General features: G+C 70.8%; 23 protein-coding genes. 9 read left to right on the top strand and 14 right to left on the bottom strand.

Annotated elements, in window-relative coordinates:
- Nucleotides 1-40: 40 nt before the first annotated feature.
- Nucleotides 41-886 (top strand): endonuclease III, encoded by an 846-nt coding sequence (gene nth, locus ASF65_RS15860; RefSeq protein WP_082505790.1) that lies wholly within the window; start codon nucleotides 41-43, stop codon nucleotides 884-886.
- On the opposite strand, the gene ASF65_RS15855 is transcribed toward nth, so the two are convergent.
- A complete protein-coding gene (locus ASF65_RS15855) occupies nucleotides 847-1644 on the bottom strand; it encodes a sulfate transporter family protein (RefSeq protein WP_082505711.1) in 798 nt (265 codons plus the stop codon). The two genes, nth and ASF65_RS15855, sit on opposite strands and share 40 nt — an antisense overlap.
- Before the next feature lie 140 nt (nucleotides 1645-1784).
- Between ASF65_RS15855 and gshB the strand changes: the two genes are divergently transcribed.
- Together gshB and ASF65_RS15845 are read left to right on the top strand one after the other, a co-directional pair.
- The gene (gene gshB, locus ASF65_RS15850) at nucleotides 1785-2723 is read left to right on the top strand and encodes a glutathione synthase (RefSeq protein ID WP_055891139.1); all 939 of its coding nucleotides are present in this window, start codon (nucleotides 1785-1787) and stop codon (nucleotides 2721-2723) included.
- Between the two features lie 99 nt (nucleotides 2724-2822).
- The gene (locus tag ASF65_RS15845; RefSeq protein WP_055891136.1) at nucleotides 2823-3482 is read left to right on the top strand and encodes an SH3 domain-containing protein; all 660 of its coding nucleotides are present in this window, start codon (nucleotides 2823-2825) and stop codon (nucleotides 3480-3482) included.
- A gap of 51 nt (nucleotides 3483-3533) precedes the next feature.
- Here ASF65_RS15845 and ASF65_RS15840 read toward each other — a convergent pair whose 3' ends face one another.
- A complete protein-coding gene (locus ASF65_RS15840; RefSeq protein WP_055891134.1) occupies nucleotides 3534-4148 on the bottom strand; it encodes a hypothetical protein in 615 nt (204 codons plus the stop codon).
- A 268-nt stretch (nucleotides 4149-4416) separates the two neighbouring features.
- Here ASF65_RS15840 and ASF65_RS15835 point away from each other — a divergent pair, with 268 nt between their 5' ends.
- Nucleotides 4417-5949, top strand: a complete 1533-nt coding sequence (locus tag ASF65_RS15835) for a YifB family Mg chelatase-like AAA ATPase (protein ID WP_055891132.1) — start codon at nucleotides 4417-4419, stop codon at nucleotides 5947-5949.
- A 212-nt stretch (nucleotides 5950-6161) separates the two neighbouring features.
- Here the strand turns inward: ASF65_RS15835 and ASF65_RS15830 are convergent, their stop codons facing one another.
- The 8 genes from ASF65_RS15830 to ASF65_RS15795 form a co-directional block, all read right to left on the bottom strand.
- Nucleotides 6162-7160, bottom strand: a complete 999-nt coding sequence (locus tag ASF65_RS15830) for an adenosine kinase (RefSeq protein WP_055891130.1) — start codon at nucleotides 7158-7160, stop codon at nucleotides 6162-6164.
- 28 nt (nucleotides 7161-7188) lie between these two features.
- Entirely contained in the window at nucleotides 7189-7566 is a 378-nt protein-coding gene (locus tag ASF65_RS15825; RefSeq protein WP_055891127.1) for a YraN family protein, read from the bottom strand.
- On the bottom strand, nucleotides 7563-8486 hold the full coding sequence (gene rsmI / locus ASF65_RS15820) for a 16S rRNA (cytidine(1402)-2'-O)-methyltransferase (RefSeq protein ID WP_055891124.1): 924 nt from the start codon (nucleotides 8484-8486) through the stop codon (nucleotides 7563-7565). The genes ASF65_RS15825 and rsmI overlap by 4 nt, the downstream gene beginning before the upstream one ends.
- Nucleotides 8483-8809: a YnfA family protein gene (locus ASF65_RS15815; protein ID WP_055891122.1), complete on the bottom strand. Its 327-nt coding sequence runs from the start codon at nucleotides 8807-8809 to the stop codon at nucleotides 8483-8485. Before ASF65_RS15815 ends, rsmI begins: the two co-directional genes overlap by 4 nt.
- Nucleotides 8806-10005 carry a radical SAM family heme chaperone HemW gene (hemW, locus tag ASF65_RS15810; RefSeq protein WP_055891120.1) on the bottom strand — a complete coding sequence of 400 codons (1200 nt, stop codon included), beginning with the start codon at nucleotides 10003-10005 and terminating at the stop codon, nucleotides 8806-8808. The genes ASF65_RS15815 and hemW overlap by 4 nt, the downstream gene beginning before the upstream one ends.
- Complete coding sequence (gene rdgB / locus ASF65_RS15805) at nucleotides 10002-10655, bottom strand: RdgB/HAM1 family non-canonical purine NTP pyrophosphatase (protein WP_055891116.1); 654 nt, start codon at nucleotides 10653-10655, stop codon at nucleotides 10002-10004. The genes hemW and rdgB overlap by 4 nt, the downstream gene beginning before the upstream one ends.
- Before the next feature lie 32 nt (nucleotides 10656-10687).
- Nucleotides 10688-11407, bottom strand: a complete 720-nt coding sequence (rph, locus tag ASF65_RS15800; protein WP_055891113.1) for a ribonuclease PH — start codon at nucleotides 11405-11407, stop codon at nucleotides 10688-10690.
- Between the two features lie 108 nt (nucleotides 11408-11515).
- Nucleotides 11516-12259 carry an alpha/beta fold hydrolase gene (locus ASF65_RS15795; RefSeq protein WP_055891111.1) on the bottom strand — a complete coding sequence of 248 codons (744 nt, stop codon included), beginning with the start codon at nucleotides 12257-12259 and terminating at the stop codon, nucleotides 11516-11518.
- Between the two features lie 169 nt (nucleotides 12260-12428).
- Here ASF65_RS15795 and hrcA point away from each other — a divergent pair, with 169 nt between their 5' ends.
- Together hrcA and grpE are read left to right on the top strand one after the other, a co-directional pair.
- Complete coding sequence (gene hrcA / locus ASF65_RS15790) at nucleotides 12429-13556, top strand: heat-inducible transcriptional repressor HrcA (RefSeq protein WP_055891109.1); 1128 nt, start codon at nucleotides 12429-12431, stop codon at nucleotides 13554-13556.
- Nucleotides 13557-13677: 121 nt separating this feature from the next.
- Nucleotides 13678-14418 carry a nucleotide exchange factor GrpE gene (gene grpE / locus ASF65_RS15785; RefSeq protein WP_082505705.1) on the top strand — a complete coding sequence of 247 codons (741 nt, stop codon included), beginning with the start codon at nucleotides 13678-13680 and terminating at the stop codon, nucleotides 14416-14418.
- Between the two features lie 195 nt (nucleotides 14419-14613).
- On the opposite strand, the gene folD is transcribed toward grpE, so the two are convergent.
- Nucleotides 14614-15516, bottom strand: a complete 903-nt coding sequence (gene folD / locus ASF65_RS15780) for a bifunctional methylenetetrahydrofolate dehydrogenase/methenyltetrahydrofolate cyclohydrolase FolD (RefSeq protein ID WP_055891105.1) — start codon at nucleotides 15514-15516, stop codon at nucleotides 14614-14616.
- A 161-nt stretch (nucleotides 15517-15677) separates the two neighbouring features.
- On the opposite strand from folD, the gene ASF65_RS15775 reads away from it, so the two are divergent.
- The 3 genes from ASF65_RS15775 to ASF65_RS15770 are packed head-to-tail and all read left to right on the top strand — an operon-like array spanning nucleotide 15678 to nucleotide 17957.
- Nucleotides 15678-16457, top strand: a complete 780-nt coding sequence (locus ASF65_RS15775; RefSeq protein WP_055891103.1) for a 3-hydroxybutyrate dehydrogenase — start codon at nucleotides 15678-15680, stop codon at nucleotides 16455-16457.
- 23 nt (nucleotides 16458-16480) lie between these two features.
- The gene (locus ASF65_RS21025) at nucleotides 16481-16618 is read left to right on the top strand and encodes a DUF3096 domain-containing protein (protein WP_082505703.1); all 138 of its coding nucleotides are present in this window, start codon (nucleotides 16481-16483) and stop codon (nucleotides 16616-16618) included.
- Nucleotides 16619-16664: 46 nt separating this feature from the next.
- A complete protein-coding gene (locus ASF65_RS15770; RefSeq protein ID WP_055891100.1) occupies nucleotides 16665-17957 on the top strand; it encodes an FAD-dependent oxidoreductase in 1293 nt (430 codons plus the stop codon).
- Nucleotides 17958-17961: 4 nt separating this feature from the next.
- On the opposite strand, the gene cobO is transcribed toward ASF65_RS15770, so the two are convergent.
- From cobO to cobW, 3 genes are read right to left on the bottom strand one after another with little or no spacing between them, the layout of a single operon-like run.
- Nucleotides 17962-18603, bottom strand: coding sequence for a cob(I)yrinic acid a,c-diamide adenosyltransferase (gene cobO / locus ASF65_RS15765; protein WP_055891097.1), 642 nt, complete (start codon nucleotides 18601-18603; stop codon nucleotides 17962-17964).
- Nucleotides 18600-22313, bottom strand: a complete 3714-nt coding sequence (cobN, locus tag ASF65_RS15760) for a cobaltochelatase subunit CobN (RefSeq protein WP_055891094.1) — start codon at nucleotides 22311-22313, stop codon at nucleotides 18600-18602. Before cobN ends, cobO begins: the two co-directional genes overlap by 4 nt.
- A 1-nt stretch (nucleotide 22314) precedes the next feature.
- A complete protein-coding gene (cobW, locus tag ASF65_RS15755) occupies nucleotides 22315-23391 on the bottom strand; it encodes a cobalamin biosynthesis protein CobW (protein ID WP_055891091.1) in 1077 nt (358 codons plus the stop codon).
- Between the last annotated feature and the right edge of the window lie 4 nt (nucleotides 23392-23395).

Here is a 23395-nt window from a genome sequence, read left to right as displayed (position 1 = left end):
GGGCGGCGGCTCCCCGAGCCGCCGAGGCGATAATAGGGCTCTGACCATGGCGGAAAAAGCGCCTGCGACCAAGCGCGCGCGAAAAGCGCCATCGACGTGTGCGGGCCAGGCCGCGCCGGTGGCCAAGGCCGTGCGCGCCAAGGCGCGGGCGAAGGCGCCGAAGATCCCCTACGCGCCGGACGAGGTGGCCGAGATCTTCCGCCGCTTCGCGGTCCAGCGCCCGCACCCGACCTCGGAACTCGAACACGTCAACACGTTCACGCTGCTGGTTGCCGTGGTCCTGTCGGCGCAGATGACGGATGCCGGCGTCAACCGGGCGACGCGCGCGCTTTTCGCGCGTGCCTCGACGCCCGAAGCCATGGCGGCGCTCGGCGAGGACGAGATCCGCGAGGCGATCAAGTCGATCGGCTTCTTCCGGACCAAGGCGAAGAACGTCCAGCGCCTGTCGGAAATCCTGCGCGACCGGCACGGGGGCGAGGTGCCGCGCGACCGGGCATCGCTCGAGGCGCTGCCGGGCGTCGGGCGCAAGACCGCCAACGTCATCCTGAACACGGCCTTCGGCGAGGAGACGCTCGCGGTCGACACGCATATCCTGCGCATCGGCAACCGCATCAAGATCGCGCCCGGCAAGACGCCGGAGGCGGTGGAGGACGGGTTCCTCAAGATCATCCCGGACGGGTTCCTGCGCCACGCCCATCACTGGTTGATCCTGCACGGACGCTTCGTGTGCAAGGCAAGGAAGCCGGACTGCGAGGTCTGCATCATCGCCGACCTCTGCCGGGCCGACGAGAAGTGGTGCGACACCGCGGCGCCGCTCGTCGCCCTGCCCGACGCCCCGCCGGGGCCTCAGCCCCTGCCGCCGGGTGCGAAGCGTCCGGGCGGCTGAGCCGCGACGCCCGGCGCGCCTTCGATCGTGCCGGGCACCACGCCTTCGAGGGGCAGCCCGCCCTCCCGCTGCGACACGCGCTGATGGAGATGCACCATCATGGCGGCGGCAAAGAGCGGCGTTAGAAGGTTCAGGATCGGGACCGCCAGGAAGGCCGCCAGCAGCAGGCCGGCGGCGAAGACCGTGCCGCCGTAGCGCGAGCGAAGCGCGCGGACCTCCTCTTCCGACCGGTAGCGGAGCGCTGCGAACTCGAAATACTCGCGGCCGAGAAGATAGCCGTTGATCACGAAGAAGGCGCCGAAATTGACCACCGGCACCAGGAGGAGCGCGAAGGCGAGGAGATTGCCGAGGATCACGACGCCGAAGAACTTGACCGACAGGACGATCGAGCGCCCGAGCGGCAGCGCGCGCCCGACGGCGTGGCCGGGATAATCGTCCCGCTCCACCACCTCCGCCACGTCGTCGAGGAAAAGCCCGGCGATCACCGCCGAGACCGGCGCGATCAGGAAGGCGAGGAGGAAGGCGAGCGCGACGCCCGCCGCCCAGCCGGCAAGGGTCCCGGCATTGTCGACCCAGGCCGGCATGTCCGGGGAGAACTGCGAGACGAACGGGATCACCTCGGCCTCGAACAGCCAGCGCACTGCGAACCAGAGCGCGACCAGCACGACGGCGGTCAGGCCGAGCGATTTCCAGAGCGCGGCCCGGAAGGGCGGCGAGAAGACGTCGCCGAGGGCGCGGCCAGCCGAGGCCAGGATCATCGCGGAGGCTCCATCGTGTGTCCGGAAACAGGAGATGGGACGGCGGTGCGCCGCCAGCAATGGCCGGCCCCAAGTGGACTTGCGCGCCCATCCCCGCTACCTCGCGCGGGAAGACGCCCTTTCCAGACGAGGAAGCCGCCATGTCGCTCAAGGTCGCGGTCCAGATGGACCACGTGTCGGGAATCACCATCAAGGGCGATTCGACCTTCGCCCTGTGCCTGGAGGCCGAGCGGCGCGGGCACCAGCTCTTTCACTACACGCCCGACCGCCTGTCGCTGCGCGACGGGCGCGCGACGGCCCGCGTCGAGACGCTCAACCTCGTCGAGGAGCAGGGGAAGCATTTCGTGCTCGGCCCGCAGGAGAAGGTGGACCTCGCCGACATGGACGTGGTGCTGCTGCGCCAGGACCCGCCCTTCGACATGAACTACATCACCTCGACCCACATCCTGGAGCGGATCCACCCGAAGACGCTGGTGGTCAACGACCCGGCCTGGGTGCGCAACATGCCGGAGAAGATCTTCGTCACCGAGTTCGCCGACCTGATGCCGGAGACGATCATCACCAAGGATCCGCAGGAGGTTGCCGACTTCCGCGCCGAGTTCGGCGAGATCGTGATGAAGCCGCTCTACGGCAACGGCGGGGCCGGCGTCTTCCATCTGACGAAGGAGGACCGCAACCTCTCCTCCTTCATGGAGACCTTCGCGCTTCTCTTCCGCGAGCCCTTCATCGTGCAGCGCTACCTGAAGGACGTGCGCAAGGGCGACAAGCGCGTCATCCTGATCGACGGCGAGCCGGTGGGTGCGATCAACCGCGTGCCGTCCGAGACCGACGCGCGCTCCAACATGCATGTCGGCGGGCGCGCAGAGGCGACCGAGCTGACGGAGCGCGAGCGCGAGATCTGCGCACGGATCGGCCCGACGCTGAAGGAGCGCGGCCAGGTGTTCGTCGGCATCGACGTGATCGGCGACTACCTCACCGAGATCAACGTGACCTCGCCGACGGGCATTCGCGAGGTGAAGCGCTTCGGCGGCGCCGACATCGCTGCCCTCTACTGGGACGCCGTTGAGGCCAAGCGCTGAAGCCCGTTCCTGAACGCCCGATGAACGCGGCGTTCGGGAACCGTTCGTCCGCGCCGTGCTTGAATGCGTTCATCGAAGCCTTGTGACCGGACGGCTCCCATGCCCCGCCTGACCCTTCTGAAATCCGCCCTCCTCTTCAGTGCCCTGCTCGTGCCGGGCATTGCCAGCGCCGCGACCGCGATCGCGACCACCAACGTCAACCTGCGTGCCGGCCCGTCGACCGCCTATCCGCCCGTCAACGTGGTGCGCGGCGGCGAGGACGTGCGCGTCTACGGGTGCCTCGCCAACCGCTCGTGGTGCGACGTCGACTTCTACGGCCAGCGCGGCTGGATGTCGTCGAACTACCTCGCCTTCGTGCGTGGCGGCGTGCGCTACACCGGCGAGCGCTCGGTGCGCTACATCGGCGCGCCGGTCGTCACCTATTCGTTCGGCGACTACTGGGACCGCTACTACCGCGACCGGCCCTTCTATCGCGAGCGCCAGCGCTGGGACGGCATCTACGGCCCGCGCATTTTCGACCGCGGTGGTCCGCCGCGCCGCGACTGGCGCGACGGCCCGCCGCCTCCGCCCCATGCCCGCCGCGACGACCGCCGCTGGGAGGAGCGTCGCGACGAGCGCCGGGACCGCTGGGAAGAGCGCCGCGAGGATCGGCGCCAGCGCTGGGAGGATCGGCGCGAGCGCTACGAGGGCGGCCCGCCGCGCTGGCAGCGCACGGATGCCGGCCCCTTCGATCCCGAGGGCTACGACCGAGATTACTGACCATAAAAAAGGGCGCCTCCGGGCGCCCTTCTTCGTTTCTGCACGAAGCCGTCAGACGCCCGCCGCGCCCTTCGGAAGCGGCTTCGGCGCGCCGACGCGGGGTGCCGCGGGGGCCGGCGCCGCTGCAGGGGCCGGAGGCGCGACGGGCGCTCCGATCTTCGGCGCGAGCTCCAGCTGCGCCGGCTCGCGGGTTACCTTTCCATAGATGCGGCCCTCCAGGTTCCTGGCGAGTTCGCGCGCCATCGCCCGGTCGACCCGCGCACGGTCCTGTGCGACGGAAATCACCGCGCCGGCGATGCCGTTGATCGCGCCCTGGTCCGAGGTGCGCGCGTCGAAGCGGGTGATCTCGGTGCCGTCCTCCGCGCGCAGCACGCCCTTGGCCGTCAGGTGGTTGGAATCGCCGACGAGAAGCGAGGCGACCGGGTTCTTGTAGTGCACGTCGACCAGCGTCAGGTCGAGCACGGCCGGCTTGCCCGGATGAGCGCCGACGAGCTGGGCCGGCACGGTCTGGCGCACCTGCGGCAGGAGATCGGTATGCGCCTTCAACGTCGGGGCAGCGTTGATGTCCACCCGCGTGATGGCCAGCGGGCCGGTGGTCTTGACGATGGGCTGGACGCAGCCGGCGAGCAGGAGCGCAAGGCCTGCCGCAGCGACAGGTCTGAACACGAAAGATAAAATCCCGGGAGGTAAAAGGAGCGCGACCTGTAGCGGCGACCGGGTGTGGTTAGTAGCAGAATTGTGCTCGACAAGCTCTCAGTCCGGTCAAGTTTGCGTGTTGCCCCGACGGGCGCCTGTTCCCTTCCGAAACGCGGTCCGGAAACTCGCAGAGGTTGTGGAGGACGCATGTTTGTTCCCGCCTCGTTCTTGTCGCCGACGCGGCGCTTCGTTAACCTCCAGAGGATTGGGGACGACAGGCGTTGGGGAACGGGCCGGCATGATCTCGCGCGTCAGGACCGTCGCCTTCCAGGGCGTCGACGCCATTCCGGTCGATGTCGAGGTGATGGTCGCGCCCGGCAAGATGAGGATGCAGATCGTCGGCCTCGCCGACAAGGCGGTGGCGGAAAGCCGCGAGCGCGTCCAGGCGGCGCTCCACGCGTCCGGCCTGTCGATGCCCCCCAAGCGCGTGACCGTGAACCTCGCGCCCGCCGACCTGCCGAAGGAGGGCTCGCACTACGACCTTCCGATCGCCCTCGGCCTGATGGCGGCGCTCGGCGCGCTGCCCGCCGAGAAGCTTGCCGGCTACCTCGTCCTCGGCGAACTCTCGCTCGGCGGCACGGTCTCGCCGGTCGCGGGCGTCCTGCCGGCGGCGATGGCTGCCCACGACCTGTCGCTCGGCCTGATCTGCCCCGAGGCCGGCGGGCCGGAAGCCGCCTGGGCGAGCGTCGACATGCCGATCGTCGCCGCGCGCAGCCTGATCCAGATCGCCAACCACTTCCGCGGCACGCAGGTGCTCGGCCGGCCCGAGCCCGCCGTGCGCGCGTCGGCCTCGGACCTCCCTGACATGGCCGAGATTCGCGGCCAGGCGGCCGCCCGCCGGGCCCTCGAGGTCGCGGCTGCCGGCGGCCACAACATGCTGATGTGCGGGCCGCCGGGCTCCGGCAAGTCGATGATCGCCGGACGCCTGCCCTCGATTCTGCCGCCGCTCGTGCCCGCCGAAATCCTCGACGTGTCGCGCATCGCCTCGATCGCGGGCGAATTGTCCGACGGGCGGCTGTCGGACCGGCGACCCTTCCGCGCGCCGCACCACTCCGCCTCGATGGCCGCGATGGTCGGCGGCGGCCATCGCACGCGCCCCGGCGAGGTGTCGCTCGCCCATCGCGGCGTCCTCTTCCTCGACGAGCTGCCGGAGTTCTCGCCCGCTGTCCTCGATTCGCTCCGCCAGCCGATCGAAAGCGGCGACAGCGTCATCGCACGCGCCAACTACCGCGTCACCTATCCCGCGCGGTTCCAGCTCGTCGCCGCGATGAACCCCTGCCGCTGCGGCATGGCCGGCGAGCCCGGCCACAGCTGCGCGCGTGGGCCACGATGCGCCTCGGACTATCAGGCCCGCGTTTCCGGGCCGCTGCTCGACCGCATCGACATCCGCATCGACGTGCCCGCCGTCTCGGCCGCCGACCTCCTGACCGTCGCCCCGTCCGAGCCGTCCGCCACGGTGCGGGCGCGCGTCGAGGCCGCTCGTGCCATCCAGGCCGCGCGCTACGAAGCCCTCGGTCTGCCGCCCACGACGCTCAATGCCCACTGTTCGGCGGCCCTCGTCGAGCGCGTCGCCGCCCCCGATGCCGCCGGCTCGAAGCTCCTGCGCGAGGCCGCCGAGCGCATGGCGTTCTCCGCCCGCGCCTACCACCGCATCCTCAAGGTCGCCCGGACGCTGGCCGACCTCGCCGGCACCGAGACCGTCGGCCGCCCGCACCTCGCCGAAGCCATCAGCTACCGCGTCGCCACCGAGCGCCCGGCGGTCGCGGGGTAAGGCGCGGGGTGGGATGTGAGCAGGGGCGCTGCCCCTGCACCCCGCCAGGGACATGATGTCCCTGGACCCTCTTCCATTTCGAAGAGTGTCCAAAAGAATGGGGGCCAGCGGCCCCCATTCTTCTGGAAAACTATCAAATGAAAGCAGGGGTTCGGGGACGTCAGGCCCCGAGCGGGGACCGGGGCGGCAGCCCCGCAACGTCCCATCTGCACCTACCCCAGGATCGCCCGGACCTCCGGCAGAGCGGCGAGCGGTGTCTGCGGGCGGGGGCCGATCTGCGCGATGATGTGGCCGGCGGCGATGGCGCCGAGGCGGGCGGACCGGTCGTGAGGGAGGCCGGCTGTGTATCCGCGCAGGAAGCCCGAGGCGAAGAGGTCGCCGGCGCCCGTCGTGTCGACGACGTCGGGGACGACGGTCGCGGGGAAGGCCTGCCGGCTGGCGCCCTCGACCACCACGCAGCCTTCGGCACCGCGGGTGACGACGGCGAGGCGCCTTGAATCCTGGCCGAGATGGTGGAGCGCTTCCTCGAGGATCTCGGTCTGGTAGAGGGCCAGCGCCTCGGGCTCGTTGGCGAAGACGATGTCGACGGTGCCGGACCGCATGAGGTCGAGGAACTCGGCGCGGTAGCGGTGGACGCAGAAACTGTCCGACAGCGTCATCGCGACCTCGCGCCCGTGGGCGTGGGCGATCCGGGCGGCCTGGAGGATCGCGTCCTTGGCGCGCGGCGGATCCCAGAGGTAGCCCTCGAAATAGGTGACGCGGGCGGCGGCGACGATCTCCTCAACGACGTCCTCGGGCGACAGCTCGACGCAGGCGCCGAGATAGGTGTTCATCGACCGTTCGCCGTCGGGCGTGACGAGGATCATCGAGCGGGCGGTCGGCGGCGTGTCTGCGAGCGGCGCCGTCTCGTAGCGGATGCCGAGCGAGCGGATGTCGTGGGCAAAGATGCGGCCGAGCTGATCGTCCGCCACCTTGCCGAAATAGGCGCCGGTGCCGCCGAGCGAGACGAGGCCGGCCACCGTGTTGCCGGCGCTGCCGCCCGACATTTCGGTGGCGGGGCCCATCCTGCCGTAGAGCTCCTCGGCGCGGGCGGCGTCGATCAGCGTCATCGCGCCCTTCTCGATGCCGGCTTCGGCGAGGAAGGCATCGTCGGTGCGGGAGATGATGTCGACGATGGCGTTGCCGATCGTCAGGAGGTCGTAGTCGGCCATACGGAGAGGAGCCTTCGGGTTCGGGAGGTCAGGCGGGGGCCCAGGCGTTGGGAATGTGGACCGGCCAGCGGCGGGGCAGGACGGCGACGATGTCGAAGCGCAGCGACAGGCGGGCATGGTCGCGCTGCTTCTGGAGCCAGAGGTCGGCGGCGCGCGCGATGCGGGCCTGCGCGGCGGGCGTGACCGCGTCCAGCGCCGCCTCGAGGCTCGCGCGCGCCTTCACCTCGACGATCGCGACCGTATCGCCGCGCCGGGCGACGATGTCGATCTCGCCGAGCCTCGTGCGATGGCGGATGGCGAGTATGCGGTAGCCCTTGAGGCGGAGTGCCCAGGCCGCCAGCCACTCGCTGCGATGACCCTTGGCGAAGCGCGCGCGGCGCTCGGCGAGGCGGTCGGCTGCTTTCATGGAGACTTCAGCGCCAGCGCGCGCTGGTAGAGGTCGCGGCGGGGGAGGCCGGTGAGCTTCACCGCCTCCTGCGCGGCCTTGGCCGGCTTCATCTCGGCGAGGAGCCCGCGCAGGATGGCGTCGACATCGGCCGGCGCGTCCGCCGCCTCGTCGGCGGGGCCGCCGACGCAGACGACGATCTCGCCGCGCACCCGCTCCATCGCGGCGAACTCAGCGGCAAGATCCGGCAGGGGCGCGCGGTAGATCGTCTCGAAGGCCTTGGTGAGTTCGCGGCAGACGGCGGCGGGACGCGGGCCCAGCACATCCGCCATGTCGGCGAGACTGTCGGCGATCCGGTGCGGCGCCTCGAAGAACAGGAGCGTGCCGGGAATGCGGGCGAGCGCCTCCAGCCGCGCCCGCCGGCCACTTTCCTTGGCGGGCAGGAAACCGGCGAAGAAGAAGGCGTCGGACGGCAGGCCCGAGGCGAGAAGCGCGGCGAGCGGCGCGGAGGCGCCGGGAACCGGGACGACGGGAAGGCCCCGCGCGATCGCTTCGCGTCCGAGCCGGTAGCCGGGGTCGGAGACGAGCGGCGTGCCGGCGTCGGAGACGAGGGCGACGGAGCGCCCGGCGGCGAGCTCGCCAAGCAGCGCCTCGTCGGCGCTCTCGGCCGAATGCTCGTGATAGGACCAGGCCCGGCGCCGGATGCCGTAGCGCTGCAGGAGCTTGCCGGTCTGGCGCGTGTCCTCGCAGGCGAGGACGTCGGCGCCCGCGATGATCTCCAGCGCCCGCAGCGTGATATCGCCAAGGTTCCCGATCGGAGTGGCGACGAGGTAGAGCGCCGGCTCGGGGCGGTAGGCGGGGAAGGCGGCGTCGCGGATCGTGAAGCCGCCGCGCTCCTCGCCGGTTGCGATCGTGGGCTCGGCGACGGGCTCGTCGCTCATGCCGCCCTCGGCGCCCAGAGGATGACGGCCGCACCCGCGAGGCAGAGCGCAGCGCCGATGAGGTCGAACCGGTCGGGCCGCGCACCCTCCGCGCCCCACATCCACAGGAGCGAGGCGAGGATGTAGACCCCGCCATAGGCGGCATAGGCGCGCCCGGCGAACTCCGCGTCGACGCGCGTCAGGGCATAGGCGAAAAGCGTGAGCGCAACGACGCCGGGAGCCAGCCACCAGCGCGAGGCGTCGAGCCGCAACACCGCCCAGAGCGCGAAGCAGCCGGCGATCTCCGCCACAGCCGCGATGACGTAGACGGCGAGCGTCGTCACGCGAGGTCCGCCACCACGGCGTCGAGCACCAGCATGCCGGTCGGCGTCGCGCGGATGCGGTCGGGCCCGAGACGTTCGACCATGCCGTGGCCGGCGAGCTCGCGGACCGTCTCGGCGTCGAGGTCGCGCCCGGACAGTTCGCGCCAGCGCCTGAGATCCATACCCTCGACGAGCCGCAGGCCCATCAGCATCAGCTCGTCCGCCTGCTCCTGCGGCTCGAGCGGGACATCCTCGACGAAGCCGGCGTCCCAGTCCTCGACCATGCGCAGCCAGGTTTCGGGATGCTTCTCGTTGGACACGGCGTGGCGCGTGCCGTCCGGGCCGGGAAGGCGGGCGTGGGCGCCGGGACCGACGCCGGCATAGAGGCCGTAGCGCCAGTAGGTGAGGTTGTGGCGCGATTCCGCGCCCGGCACGGCGTGGTTGGAAATCTCGTAGGCCGGCAGGCCGTGCGCGCGGGTGATCTGCTGTGTCGCCTCGTAGAGTTCGGCCGAAAGCTCTCCGTCCGGCACCGTCAGCTTGCCCGCCTTGTGCAGGGCATGGAAGGCGGTGCCCTCCTCGATGGTCAGCTGGTAGAGCGACAGGTGGTCGGCGGCGAGACCGATCGCCCGTGCGAGCTCGGCCTCCCAGGCCGCAACGCCCTGGCCGGGGCGGGCGTAGATGAGGTCGAAGGAGAGGCGCGGGAAGATCTCGCGCGCGAGGCCGATCGCGCCCAGCGCCTGATCGACGTCGTGTAGTCGCCCGAGGCGGCGCAGGTCCTGGTCGTTCAGCGCCTGCACGCCGAGCGAGACGCGGTTGACGCCGGCCGCCCGGTAGCCGCGGAAGCGTGTCGCCTCGACCGACGAGGGGTTGGCCTCCAGCGTGATCTCGGCGCCATCGGCCACGGTCCAGAGCGAGGCGATCTCGTCGAGGATCGCGCCCACCGTCGCCGGCTCCATCAGGCTCGGCGTGCCGCCGCCCAGGAAGATCGAGGTCACGGTCTCGCCGCCGGTGCGTCGCGCCTGTTCGGCGAGCTCGCGCCGGAAGGCGGCGACATAGCGCGCCTGGTCCACCGGCTCGTGGCGGACGTGGCTGTTGAAGTCGCAATACGGGCACTTGGCGGCGCAGAAGGGCCAATGGACGTAGACCCCGAAGCCGGGATCGCCGGCCGGCGGCGTGTAGGGCCGGATCGCCGACAGGGGGCGCAGGGCGAGGCTCACGAGACCCCGAGCGCTTCCCGCGCGAAGAGCCGGAAGGCGCGGGCGCGGTGCGACAGGGCCGTTTCCTGGCCGGGCACCCAGCCGTGCTTCTCGTGCGAAGGCATCTCGCCGAAGGTGCGCGTCTCGTTCTCGGGCAGGAAGCAGGGGTCGTAGCCGAAGCCGAGGCTTCCGCGCGGCGGCCAGACGATCGTGCCTTCGATCTCGCCGCGGAATTCGCGCGTCTGGCCGTCGGGGAAGGCAAGGCTGAGGACGGCGACGAAACGGCCGGTACGCCGGTCGGGCGTCGCGGCGCCGGCCGCCTCGAGCTTCTCCTCGATCTGGCGCATGGCCATGGTGAAGTCCTTGGCGGGGCCTGCCCAGCGCGCCGAGTAGATGCCGGGATCGCCGCCCAGCGCGTCGACCGCCAGCCCCGAATCGTCCGACAGCGCGGGAAGGCCGGTGGCGCGGGCGGCCGCCAGCGCCTTGATCCGGGCGTTCTCCTCGAAGGTCGTGCCGGTCTCCTCGGGCTCGGGCAGCCCCTTGTCCGCCGCCGACACGACCTCGAAGCCGAGCGGCGCCAGGAGCTCGCGAAATTCCGCGATCTTGCCGGCGTTGTGGCTGGCGACCAGCAGCGGGCCGTTGGCCGGGTCGAGGGGCAGGTCATGCGTCATGGCGAAAACCGCTTCCGTTCGAGGGGCCCGGCTCAGGCGCCGAGCACCGCCTTCTGATGCTCGACGAGCTGTCGGATGCCGGCGTCGGCCAGCCCCAGGAGCGCGTCGAGCTCGGCACGCGAGAACGGCTCGCCCTCGGCCGTGCCCTGGATCTCGACGATGCCGCCGCGCCCGGTCATCACGAAGTTGGCGTCCGTCTCGGCGGCCGAGTCCTCGAGATAGTCGAGATCGAGCACCGGCGTGCCCTGATGGATGCCGCAGGAGATGGCGGCGACATGGTCCTTCAGGACCGCGTCGCGCTTCACCATGCCGCGCGTCTCCATCCAGGCGAGGCAGTCCGACAGGGCGACAAAGGCGCCGGTGATGGCGGCCGTGCGCGTGCCGCCGTCGGCCTGGATCACGTCGCAGTCGATGGTGATCTGGCGCTCGCCGAGCGCCTGGAGGTTGACCACGGCGCGAAGCGAGCGGCCGATCAGGCGCTGGATTTCCTGCGTGCGGCCGGACTGCTTGCCGGCGGCCGCCTCGCGGCGCATGCGCTCGCCCGTGGCGCGCGGCAGCATCCCGTATTCGGCCGTGACCCAGCCCTTGCCGGTGTTCTTCAGCCAGCCGGGGACGCGTTCCTCGAGGCTGGCGGCGCAGAGCACATGCGTATCGCCGAACTTGACGAGGCAGGAGCCCTCGGCATGGCGCGAGACGCCGCGCTCCAGCGAGACGGGCCGCAATTCGTCGTTCTGGCGTTTGGAAGGCCGCATGGAGTGTCCGCTCGGGCTGGAAGGTGTTGCGGTCTCCTTAACGCATACCATCGGCGACCGGAAGCGGCGGCGCCGATTATGCGCCGCCGGCCCTTGAGCGAGCGCCCGTCAGCTCGCCTGCGCGGCGACCTCGGCGATCTCGCGCACGCACGTCTCGATCAGCCGCTCGCGCAAGGGGAGCCTTTGCCAGCCGTGGTCGCCGCCGGGATAGGACGTCAGCCGGGCCTGCGGCCAGACCTCGCGATAGCGCTCGGCATAGCGGAACGACACCACCTCGTCGGCCTCGCCGTGATGGAGGAAGACGGGGCCGCGATAGCCGGAAAGGCCCGCATAGGCGTCGTATCCCTTCATGCCGCGCACGAAGGCTGGGCCGATCGCCTGGCCGTTCACGTCGAACGGCTCGCCGGCGAGGATCGACCCGTAGGGCCGCCCCAGGATCTTGCCGTCCGCCACCTCGTCGACGCTCGCCGCGGCCGGGGCGAGGAGGGTGAGGCTCGCGATCCGATCGGGCCGGCGGCCGGCCAGCGTCGCCGATTCCATTCCGCCCAGCGAGTGGCCGACGAGATGCACCGGACGGGGCGCGAGGTCGCACATGGCCGACAGCTGCTCCAGTTCGTCCGGCACGTTCACGTCAAAGAAGCGGCCGTCGCTCTCGCCATGGCCGGCGCGGTCGAAGCTCATGACGTCGAAGCCCTTGGCCGCCAGCGCTCGGGCCAGTTCGACGAACATGCGGTTGTTGCCCATGCGGTTGTTGGAGAAGCCGTGCGCGAGGAGGACATGACCGGCACGGCCGCCAGGATAGCGCGTGCCGCGAAGCGTCAGGTCGCCGTGCTGGAGTTCGAGGGGTTCCATGGGGGCGTCGCGTCCTGTCGGGTTTCGGTCCTGTCTAGCTAGATCGGATCGCTCCGGGGACCACGGTCGCGGTCCCGCCCGTCCCGAGGGCCGGTCCCGCGATTTCCCGGTGCCTGCGCCATCGCGGCGCTTGGCCGGGCCCGCGCCGATCCATATATTCGGGACCGTCATGAAGATCGGTCCCTCGCATTCCCTCCCGCGCGATCCCCTGGATCGGCGCCTCGATCTCGGGCAGGCGCTCGACGAGCGCTCGCGCGAGATCTTCCGGCTGATCGTCGACAGCTATCTCGAATCGGGCGAGCCGGTCGGCTCGCGCAACCTGTCGCGCCTCCTGACCAACCAGCTTTCGCCCGCTTCGATCCGCAACGTCATGTCGGATCTCGAGGCGCTCGGTCTCATCTACGCGCCGCACGTCTCGGCCGGACGCCTGCCGACCGAGATCGGCCTGCGCTTCTTCGTCGACGCCTTCCTCGAAACCGGCGACCTACCGGAGCGCGAGCGCCTGGAGATCGAGGAGCGCGTGCGGGCCGAAGGCGAGCGCCGCCCCGTCGACGCGCTTCTGACCGAGGCCTCGCAGCTTCTGTCCGGCCTGTCGCGCGGGGCGGGGATCGTCCTCGCCTCCAAGGCCGACATCCGGCTGAAGCACATCGAGTTCGTGCGCCTCGACGCGACGCGCGCGCTGGTGGTGCTCGTCGGCGAGAACGGCGAGGTCGAGAACCGCGTCCTCGAGCTGACGCCCGGCATCACCGCCTCGCAGCTCTTGGAAGCCGCCAACTTCCTGAACGCCCATGTCGTCGGGCGCACGCTCGGCGAGGCGCGCGCGCGCATCGCCGCCCTGAAGGACGACACCGCCCGCGCGCTCGACCGCCTGTCGCAGGAACTCGTCGAGGCGGGGCTCGCCGTGTGGTCGGGCGAGGGCGCGGGCACGCCGTCCCGCCTCATCGTGCGCGGTCGCGCCAACCTTCTCGACAGCGTCACCGCGGCGCCCGACCTCGAACGTCTTCGCCACCTCTTCGACGACCTCGAATCGAAGAGCTCGATCATGGAGCTCATCGACCTCGCCGAAGCCGGCAACGGCGTGCGCATCTTCATCGGGTCGGAGAACAAGCTGTTCTCCATGTCGGGCTCGTCGCTCGTGATCGCGCCCTACAGCGACGGCGACGACCGGGTGATCGGCGCCGTCGGGGTGATCGGCCCGACGCGCCTCAACTACCGGCGCATCGTGCCGATGGTGGACTACACCGCTCGGCTCGTCTCGCGCCTTCTTTCGGGCACCGCGCCGCCCCGCCGGCCTTGATTTTCCGCCCGCCCCATTCGATATCCCGCACCGACCCATTCCCGGCCGCGACGGCCGTCGACCCATCGCGTCGACGGCGGGAACAGGCCCGATTTTCCATGATCAAGGAGCGCCCTCTTCGATGACGAGCGACACTGACAAGACGGCAGGCGAACGCCAGGGCGAGGCGGCGACGACGGGCGGACAGGCCTTCTTCAAGGGCGGCGGCAGCGCCGGGGCGACCGCCGGCGACATGAACGCGCCGCACATCGAGACGCCGACGGGCGATGACGAGACGGTGCCGACCTGGGGCGGCCATCAGGCCTCCGAGGCGGATCGCGCCCGGATCGCCGAACTCGAGGTCGAGAACGCCGACGTCAAGGACCGCCTTCTGCGTCTGGCCGCCGACATGGAAAACCTGCGTCGTCGCACCGAGCGCGAGATCAAGGACGCGCGCCAGTTCGCGGTCGCAAACTTCGCCCGCGACATGCTTTCGGTGTCGGACAATCTCGACCGCGCCATCCAGGCCCTGCCGGCCGGCGCGCGCGAGAGCGGCGACGCCGGCTTCACCGCCCTTGTCGAAGGCGTCGAGATGACCGGCCGCTCCATGCTCTCGGCCATGGAGCGCCACGGCGTGAAAAGGCTCGAGCCGCTCAACCAGCGCTTCGACCCGAACTTCCACCAGGCGATGTTCGAAATCCCGAACCCGGATCTGCCGGCGAACACCGTGGTGCAGGTCGTCCAGGAAGGCTACGCCATCGGCGAGCGCGTCCTCCGCCCCGCCCTCGTCGGCGTGTCGAAGGGCGGCCCCAAGGGCGCGGCGCCCGCCGCCGGCGTCGACACCAAGCCGGGCGTGCCGGACGAGAGCACCAAGGACGCCTGAGGGCGCGGCCGGGGGTGCAGCAGGGGCGCTGCCCCTGCACCCCGCCAGGGGAATGATTCCCCTGGACCCCCATCTTGGGTGACATCAAAAAGGGGGCCGCCGGCCCCGTTTTGATGTCAAAGAGAAAGAAGGGCTCGGGAATTCCTTCCCGAGCGGGGACCGGGGCGGCAGCCCCGCCGATCCTCGCCGCGACCCTCAGAACGTCGATGGCGTCTCGCCGGCCGCGCGGTAGGCGGCGGTGACGGTGTTGGCCATGAGCATGGCGATGGTCATCGGGCCGACGCCGCCGGGAACGGGCGTGATGGCCGAAGCAATCTGGCTGGCGGGCTCGTAGGCGACGTCGCCGACGAGACGGGTCTTGCCTTCGCCGCGCTCGGGCGCGTCGATCCGATTGATGCCGACGTCGATGACGACAGCGCCCGGCTTGATGCAGTCGGGGCCGAGCGCCTGCGGGCGGCCGATCGCGGCGACGAGGATGTCGGCCTCGCGGCAAAGGGCGGGCAGGTCCTTCGTGCGAGAGTGGGCAACGGTGACGGTGGCGTTGGCGAGAAGGAGGAGCTGCGCCATCGGCTTGCCCACGAGGTTGGAGCGGCCGACGACGACGGCCCGCTGGCCCGACAGGTCGTCGCCCAGCACCCGGCGCAGCATCACCATGCAGCCGGCGGGCGTGCAGGGCACGAAGGCTTCGCCTGCGAGGCCCGACGCGAGCCGCCCGGCATTGACGACGGTGAGGCCGTCGACGTCCTTGTCCGGATGGATGCGGCCGACGACGGCGTCGGCGTCGAGGCCCTTGGGCAGCGGCAGCTGCTGGAGAATGCCGTGGATGGCGGGATCGGCGTTGAGCCGGTCGATCAGGGCGAGGAGGTCGGCCTGCGGCACGTCGGCGGGCAGCGTGTGGGTGACGGAGTGGAAGCCGCATTCCCGGGCCATGCGCCCCTTGGAGCCGACATAGACCTGGCTTGCGGGATCCTCGCCGACCAGCACCACGGCAAGCCCCGGCTTGACGCCCCGGCGCGATTCGAGGTCGGCGGCGGCCCGCTTCACCGTCGCCAGCACGTCCTCGGCCACCGCCTTGCCGTCGATCCTCGTCGCTGCCATCGAAACCGTTCCCTGTCCGAGCGCCATGTTGCGGCGCTTATAAAGCGGGAACGGCGTGCGCGCGAGTATCGAGGCGTCGTTTGGCGAGGACGGCGGGGCTGTTCGCCGGCTCCCGGGCTTCTATCATCTGCGGCATCGAGAGCCGGCAGGGAACGGGCGTCATGCAGCTTCAGGGACAGGTCGCGGTGGTCACGGGCGCGGGGTCGGGCATCGGCCGGGCGATCGCGCTGGCCTTTGCGCGCGAGGGCGCGAGCGTCGGGATCGCCGATATTGCCGCGGACGGGGCGGAGAAGGTCGCCGCCGAGATCGAGGCCGCCGGCGGGACGGCTCTGGCGGTGACGATGGACGTCACCGACGAGGCGATGGTGAACGCCGGCGTCGATCGGATCGCCGAGCGCTTCGGGCGTCTCGACGCGATGGTGGCCAATGCGGGCATCCAGATCGTCCACCCGATCGAGGAGTTCCCCTACGAGGAGTTCCGCCGCGTGGTCGACATCCATCTTGGCGGATCATTCCTGCTGACCAAGGCCGCCGTGCGGCACATGTATCCCCGCAAGTCCGGCGCGTTGATCTACATGGGCTCGGTGCACAGCCACGAGGCCTCGGCGCTGAAAAGCGCCTACGTCGCCGCCAAACACGGCATTCTCGGCCTCGCGCGTACCATGGCGAAGGAGGGCGGCAAGCACGGCGTGCGCTCCAACGTCATCTGCCCCGGCTTCGTACGCACGCCGCTCGTCGAGAAGCAGATTCCCGAGCAGGCCCGCGACCTCGGCATCTCGGAGGAGGAGGTCGTCAAGAACGTGATGCTCGGACGCACCGTGGACGGCGAGTTCACGACGCTGGAAGACGTCGCGGCGCTCGCCGTTTTCCTTGCCGGCTTCCGTTCGGCTGCGCTCACCGGCCAGTCGATCACCGCCAGCCACGGCTGGTATATGGGCTGAGCCCCAGGCTTTCGGAGACGACCATGGATATCATCACGATCCAGCCGATCACGGCGTTGATCGCCGGCATTCTGATCCTCCTGATGCCGCGCCTCCTGAACTATATCGTCGCGATCTACCTGATCGTGATCGGTATCACCGGGCTGATGGGAACCATCTAGCCCCGCAGGTCTTCGCGTTGCGATACGCAAGGGACGAGGATCGGGCATGGTGGATCGGGCGACGGGACGGCGGGTGCTGATCCTCGGCGGCGGCGCGGGCGGGCTGGAACTCGCCTCGCAACTGGCGGGCCCGGACGGCATCGAGGTGACGCTGGTCGATCGCGAGATGACCCACCTCTGGAAGCCGCGGCTGCACGAGTTCGCCGCCGGCACCGTGTCTTCGACGCTTGCCGAGATTTCCTTCTACATGCTGGCGCGCATGCGCGGCTTCCATTTCGAACAGGGCGAGGTGCGGGCGGTGGACCGCGCCGGCGGCCGCGTCGAGCTCGCGCCGATGCACGACGAGGAGGGGCGCGAACTCGCGCCCGCGCGCTTCCTCGCCTACGATCTTCTGGTGGTGGCGCTCGGCGGCGTCACGCCCGACTTCGGCATCGAGGGCGTTTCGGAGAACGCCGTGCGCCTCGACCGGCCCGAGGATGCGGAAGACTTCCGCACGCGCTTTGCCGGCGTGATGATCCGGGCGCGTGCGAGCGGAATGCCGGCCGAGGTCGTGATCGTCGGCTCGGGCGCGACGGGCACCGAACTTGCCGCGCACCTTCGCGACTCGGAGACCGGCTTTCTCCTGCGCGGCGGCAAGGCGAAGGCCGAGCGGCTGCTCGGCATCACCATCCTCGAATCCGCCGACGTCATCATGCCCGGCATCGACGACGCCCTGCGCGCCAAGCTCGTGGAGCGCCTGAAAGACCTCGACGTGAAGACGGTGACCGACGCCAAGGTCGCAGCGATCGAGCCGAAGGCCGTGCGCTCGATCTCGGGCGAGCGCTGGCCGGCCGACGTCGCGGTCTGGGCGGCGGGCCTCGCCGGGCAACCGGTCCTGAAGCGGCTCGCCGACTTCGAACTGGACGACAAGGGTCGCATCCGGGTCGACCGCACCCTGCGCTCGACGGTGGACGAGCGGATCACGGTGATGGGCGATGCGGCGAGCATGGTGCCGAAGGGCAGCGAGAAACCACTGCCGCCGACGGCCCAGGTCGCCTCGCAGCAGGCCGACTACCTCGCCGAGACCATCCCGCTGCTTCTCAAAGGCCAGCCGGTCGAGCCCTTCGAGTATCGCGACCGCGGACGGCTGGTGCAGCTCGGCCGCGCCGGCACGGTGGGGCGCATCGGCTCCGGCTACGGCGACGACTTCCTGATCCACGGCCAGTTCGCGACCGCGGCCTACAACGCTCTCCAGCGCCAGCACCAGTGGAAGGTGCTGGGGCGCCTGCGCGGCACCGTCGCGATCTTCGCCGACATGCTGTCGCCGGCCAAGGGACCGGCGCTGAAGCTGCACGGCTGACGGGTCAGAACTCGATGCCGCGCTGCGCCTTGATGCCGGAGCGGAACGGGTGCTTGACCATCTCCATCTCGGTGACGAGGTCGGCGAACTCGATGAGTTCGTCGCGCGCGTTGCGCCCGGTGATGACGACGTGCTTCATCTCGGGCTTGTGGTCGCGCAGGAAGTCGACGACCTCCTCGACCGGGATGTATTCGTAGCGCAGGACGATGTTGAGCTCGTCGAGCACCACCATCTGGTGCTCCTCGTCCGTGATCATCGCCTTGGCGCGGTCCCAGGCCTGGCGCGCCGCGGCGATGTCGCGCTGGCGGTCCTGCGTCTCCCAGGTGAAGCCGTCGCCCATCGCGGTGATCGTCACCTCGCCGGGGAAGCGTTCCAGCGCCTGACGCTCGCCGGTCTCCCACCTGCCCTTCACGAACTGGACGATGCCGACCTTCATGCCGTTGCCGAGCGCGCGGAAGACGAGGCCGAAGGCGGCGGTCGACTTGCCCTTGCCCTTGCCGGTGTGGACGATCACGAGCCCCTTCACCTCGGTCTTGGTCGCAAGGATCTTGTCGCGCGCCGCCTTCTTCTTCTTCATCTTCTCGGCGTGACGGGCGTCGAGCTCCTCCTCGGTCATCGCGGCGAGGAGCGGGGATTTCTCGCTCATGAATGGTGGTCCTCCGTTGCGAGGGCGAATTGTGCCGAGTTGGAGCGCGGACGCCAGAGGCCGCGCGCGATCGCCTCCCGGAAGCGCGCCCGCATCTCGGCCATCGCCGCCGGATTGTTGGCTTCCAGGAAGGCCGCGACCGTCTCGTCCTCGAGATAGGCGGCGTGGACGAGGTCGAAATGCCGGTCGGCCACCGCATTCGTGGTGGCGGCGAAGGCGAAGAGATAGTCCACCGTCGCCGCCATCTCGAAGGCACCCTTGTAGCCGTGGCGCATGACGCCGGCGATCCACTTCGGATTGACGGCGCGCGCCCGCACCACGCGCGCGATCTCCTCGTCGAGGGTGCGGATCAGCGGGCGCTCGGGGCGCGAGTGGTCGGTGTGATAGGCCGCCGGCGCGCGCCCCGACAGGTGCTCGACGGCGGCGCTCATGCCGCCTTCGAACTGGTAGTAGTCGTCCGAATCCAGAAGGTCGTGCTCGCGATTGTCCTGGTTCTGGATCACCGCCTCGATAGCCCCAAGCCGCGTCTCGAAGGCGGCGCGCTCGGGTGCGCCCTCCGTGTCCGCGCCATAGGCATAGGCGCCCCAGTGGAGGAAGGACTCGGCGAGGTCGCCGCGGGTCTGCCAGCCGCCCTCGTCGATCAGCGCTTGAAGGCCCGCGCCGTAGGCGCCGGGCTTCGAGCCGAAGACGCGGTAGCCGGCCTGCCGCCGGGCCTCGCCGGGCTCGAGCCCTTCGTGCTCCAGCGCGCGCGCTTCCCGCCCCATGCGGGCGGCGATCGGGTTGTCGCCCTCGTCCTCCTCCAGCGCGCCCACCGCGCGGCAGGCCCGGTCGAAGAGAGCGATCTGATCGGGAAAGGCATCGCGGAAGAAACCGGAGACGCGCAGCGTCACGTCGACGCGCGGACGGCCCAGGACGGCGGGCGGCAGGATCTCGAAGCCGGTGACGCGCCCCGACGCACGGTCCCAGGTCGGCTTGGCACCGATCAGGGCGAAGCCTTGCGCGATGTCGTCGCCGCCCGTGCGCATGTTGGCGGTGCCCCAGCAGGTGAGGCCCGCCGCGCGCAGCCAGTCGCCGTGGTCCTGAAGGTGGCGCGTGACGAGAAGCTCGGCCGACTTGCGCCCGAGCGCCCAGGCCGCTTCCGTCGGCACGGCACGGGTGTCGACGGAAAAGAAGTTGCGGCCCGTCGGCAGAACGTCCGGCCGCCCACGTGTCGGCGCGCCGGAGGGGCCGGGGGGCACGAAGCGGCCGTCGAGCCCGGCGAGGAGCCCCGCGATCTCGGCCTCGCCGCAGGCGGCGATCGCCGGCTTCAGGCGCGTCGCGATCTCGTGGAGAACGGCGCGGGTGGCGTCCCAGCCCGGCTTGGGAACTTCTGCTCCCGCGACAAGGCGCGAAGACAGGAGTTCCAGCCGCTCCACCGTATCGCCTGCCGTCCGCCAGGGATCGGCGGATTGCCGCTGGAGGGCGGCGGCGCGCGAGCCCTCCCACGGCGCGCCCATCGGGCAGTTGAGCGGATCGAACCCGTCGAGCCCGCAGTCGCGCGCGAGCGCCCGCAGAAGCGAGGCGTCGCCGTCCCGGTCGCCGCGCGGCAGGCGCGCGAGCGCGACCGCGAGATCGTCGAGGAGCCGGCCGTCCGGAGCGCGTCCGAAGATGTGCAGCCCGTCGCGGATCTGCATCTCCTTCAGGTCGCAGAGCCAGGCGTCGAGCTTTTCGAGCGCCGCGTCGTCCACATCGCCGGCATGGAGGCCGGCGTCGCGCCCGAGCCCGGTTTCCCCGAGCATCTCGACGATCTGCCGCTTGAGGAGCGCGGTGCGGCGCGGGTCGCCCTGCGCCGCCTCGTAATATTCGTCGACGAGGCGTTCGAGGTCGCGCGCGGGCCCGTGGCTTTCGGCGCGCGTCAGCGGCGGGGTGAGGTGGTCGACGATCACGGCGGCCGAGCGGCGCTTGGCCTGCGTCCCCTCGCCGGGGTCGTTGACGATGAACGGATAGAGGTGGGGCAGGGGGCCGAGCACGGCCTCGGGGAAGCAGGCGTCCGAGAGCGCTAGCGCCTTGCCGGGCAGCCATTCGAGATTGCCGTGCTTGCCCATGTGCACGATCGCCTGCGCGCCGAACGTCTCGCTGAGGTAAGCGTACGTGGCGAGATACCCGTGCGGCGGCGCGAGGTCCGGCGCGTGGTAGGTGTCCTTCGGGTCGATGTTGTAGCCGCGCGCGGGCTGGACGCCGACGACGACCTCTCCGAACCGGGCGAGCGGCAGGGCGAAGCCGTGGGCGGGGTGGAAGAACGGATCGTCCTCCGGCGCGCCCCAGCGCTCGGTCATCGCCGCGCGGGCCGCGGCCGGCAGCGCGTCGAAGGCGCGGCGGTAGTCGTCGAGCGACAGCGTCTCGCGGATCTCGCGCGCGTCGCGTCCGGCATTGGTCGGTCCCGCCTGGAGATGGGCGATCAGCGCGTTGCCGTCGTGCGGCAGGGGGCCGGTCCGGTAGCCTGCCGCCCGCATCGCACGCAGAACCTCGATCGTGCCGGCCGGCGTGTCGAGCCCGACGCCGTTGCCGATCCGCCCGTCGCGGTTGGGATAGTTGGCGAGAAGGATGGCGATCCGCCGCTCGGGCGCCGGCGTGCGCCGCAGCGCCGCCCAGCGCGCGGCGAGCGCCGCCGTGAAGGCGATGCGGCCGGGCTCCGGGCGATGGGCGACGATGTCGCTCTCGGTCCGCTCGTGCCGGTCGCCGGCCGATTTGAAGGCGAGGGCGCGCGCGAGCACCCGCCCGTCGACCTCCGGCAAGGCGACGTTCATGGCGAGATCGCGCGCCGAAAGCCCCTGCGACGACGCCTCCCAGGCCTCGCGTGTCGTGCCGGCGAGGACGCCCTGGAGGACGACGGCGCCGCCTTCGTCGAGCACGGTCGAGGCGAAGGGGCGGCCGGGCGCGGAGGTGGCAAAGCCTGTGAGATTGATCACGACGTCCGGCGCGCGCGGCGCAAAGAGCGCGCGCAGCGTCTCCGCGCTGACGGGGTCCTTGAGGCTGGAGACATAGGCCGGAAGGACATCGAAGCCGCGGGCCTCCAGCGCCTCGGCCAGCGTCTCCACCGTCTCCGTCTGTCCGCTCTGGACGAGGGCGCGGTAGAAGACGACGGCGGCGAGCGGCCGCGCGGCGACCGGCGCGGGCGCGCGCGGGCGCTCCAGCCGACCGGCCTTGAGGATCGGGCGAGCCGGCGCATCGTCCGGCATGGTCCCGTCGGCGAGCGCGAGGCAGGCGCGCAGGAAGGCATCGGCATTGGCCGCGCCGCCTTCGCGCAGGTACGCCCAGAGACGTTCGCGCTTCGGCTCCGCCAATGTCGAATAGGCGTCGAGGCCGGGGTCGGGGCGGTCGTCGCCCGGCAGCACGCAGAGCGCAAAGCCATGGCGCCGCGCCGCCGCGCTCCAAGCCTCGCAGCCGTGCCGCCAGTAGGCCGCACCGCCCAGCAGCCGGATCACCACGAGGCGGACGTGCGGTGCCAGGGCCCCGACATGCGTGTCCACCGACATCGGGTGCGCGAGGCGCAGGAGGTTGGCGAGGCGCAGCGCCGCCCCGTCCATCGCCAGCCGGTCGGCGGCAAACGCCAGCGCGGCAAGTTCGGTGTCGGCCGCCGACAGGACGAGGACGCGCCCCGGCGTATGCCCGAGGTCGACCGCCTCGCGCCCGTCGGCGATCGTCCCGCGCTGGAGGCTGAGAAGGTGCAAGCTACTCGGCCGCCGCCGCGGGCGCCTCGGCCAGCGCCGCGATCCCCTCGCGGATCGCCGCCTCGCCGTCCTCGATCGCATCGTGCAATCCGATCACGACGAAGCGCGAGACGCGCGCCTCGCCGGACGCGAAGGGCCGGTCGAAATAGGTCTCGATGCGCCCGCCGACGGCCTGGACGACGAGGCGCATCGGCTTGCCCCGGATCGCGGCAAAGCCCTTGAGGCGCAGGATGTCGTGACGCGCGATGACGCTCGTCAGACCCTCCGTCAGCGCCTCGACGGAGGCATACTCCCCGCCCTCCGCAACGAAGCTTTCGAAGTCCTCGTGGTCGTGGCTGTGGCCGTCGGCGTGATGGATTTCGTGATGCGAGCGGCGGTCGGCGATGAGGCCCTCCGTGCCGGCCTTGAGGCCGAGGATGACGTCGGCCGGCAGGCGCCCGTTCTCGGCGGTCACGACGGCGAGCTTGCGGCCGGCCTCGGCCTCGACCTTGGCGCGGACGGCGGCCAGCGCCGCGGCATCCACGAGGTCGGCTTTATTCAGGACGAGGAGGTCGGCGGCGCGGATCTGGTCCTCGAAGAGTTCCTCCAGCGGATTGTCGTGGTCGAGGCTCTCGTCGGCCTCGCGCGCGGCCTGGACCTTCGCCTCGTCGTCGGCAAAGCGCCCGGCGGCGACGGCCGCGGCGTCGATGACCGTGACGACGCCGTCGACCGTGACGCGCGCCTTGACCTCGGGCCAGTTGAAGGCGGCGACCAGCGGCTGCGGCAGGGCCAACCCTGAGGTCTCGATCACGATGTGGTCGAGCCGGTCGGCCCGTTCCAGAAGCTTTTCCATCGTCGGGATGAAGTCGTCGGCCACCGTGCAGCAGATGCAGCCGTTGGTGAGTTCGACGACGTCCTCCTCGCGGCAGGTCTCGACGCCGCAGCCTTTAAGGATGTCGCCGTCGACGCCGAGATCGCCGAACTCGTTGATGATGAGCGCGATGCGACGGCCGTCGGCGTTCTGGAGGAGGTTGCGGATCAGCGTCGTCTTGCCGGCTCCGAGGAAGCCGGTGATCACGGTGGCGGGAATCTTCTGCATGGGA

The organism is Aureimonas sp. Leaf324, assembly GCF_001423245.1.
In the GTDB taxonomy this organism is placed as follows: Bacteria; Pseudomonadota; Alphaproteobacteria; order Rhizobiales; family Rhizobiaceae; genus Aureimonas.
The sequence above is the reverse complement of the archived record's forward strand: the minus strand, read 5'-3'. Positions and strand labels throughout refer to the sequence as shown.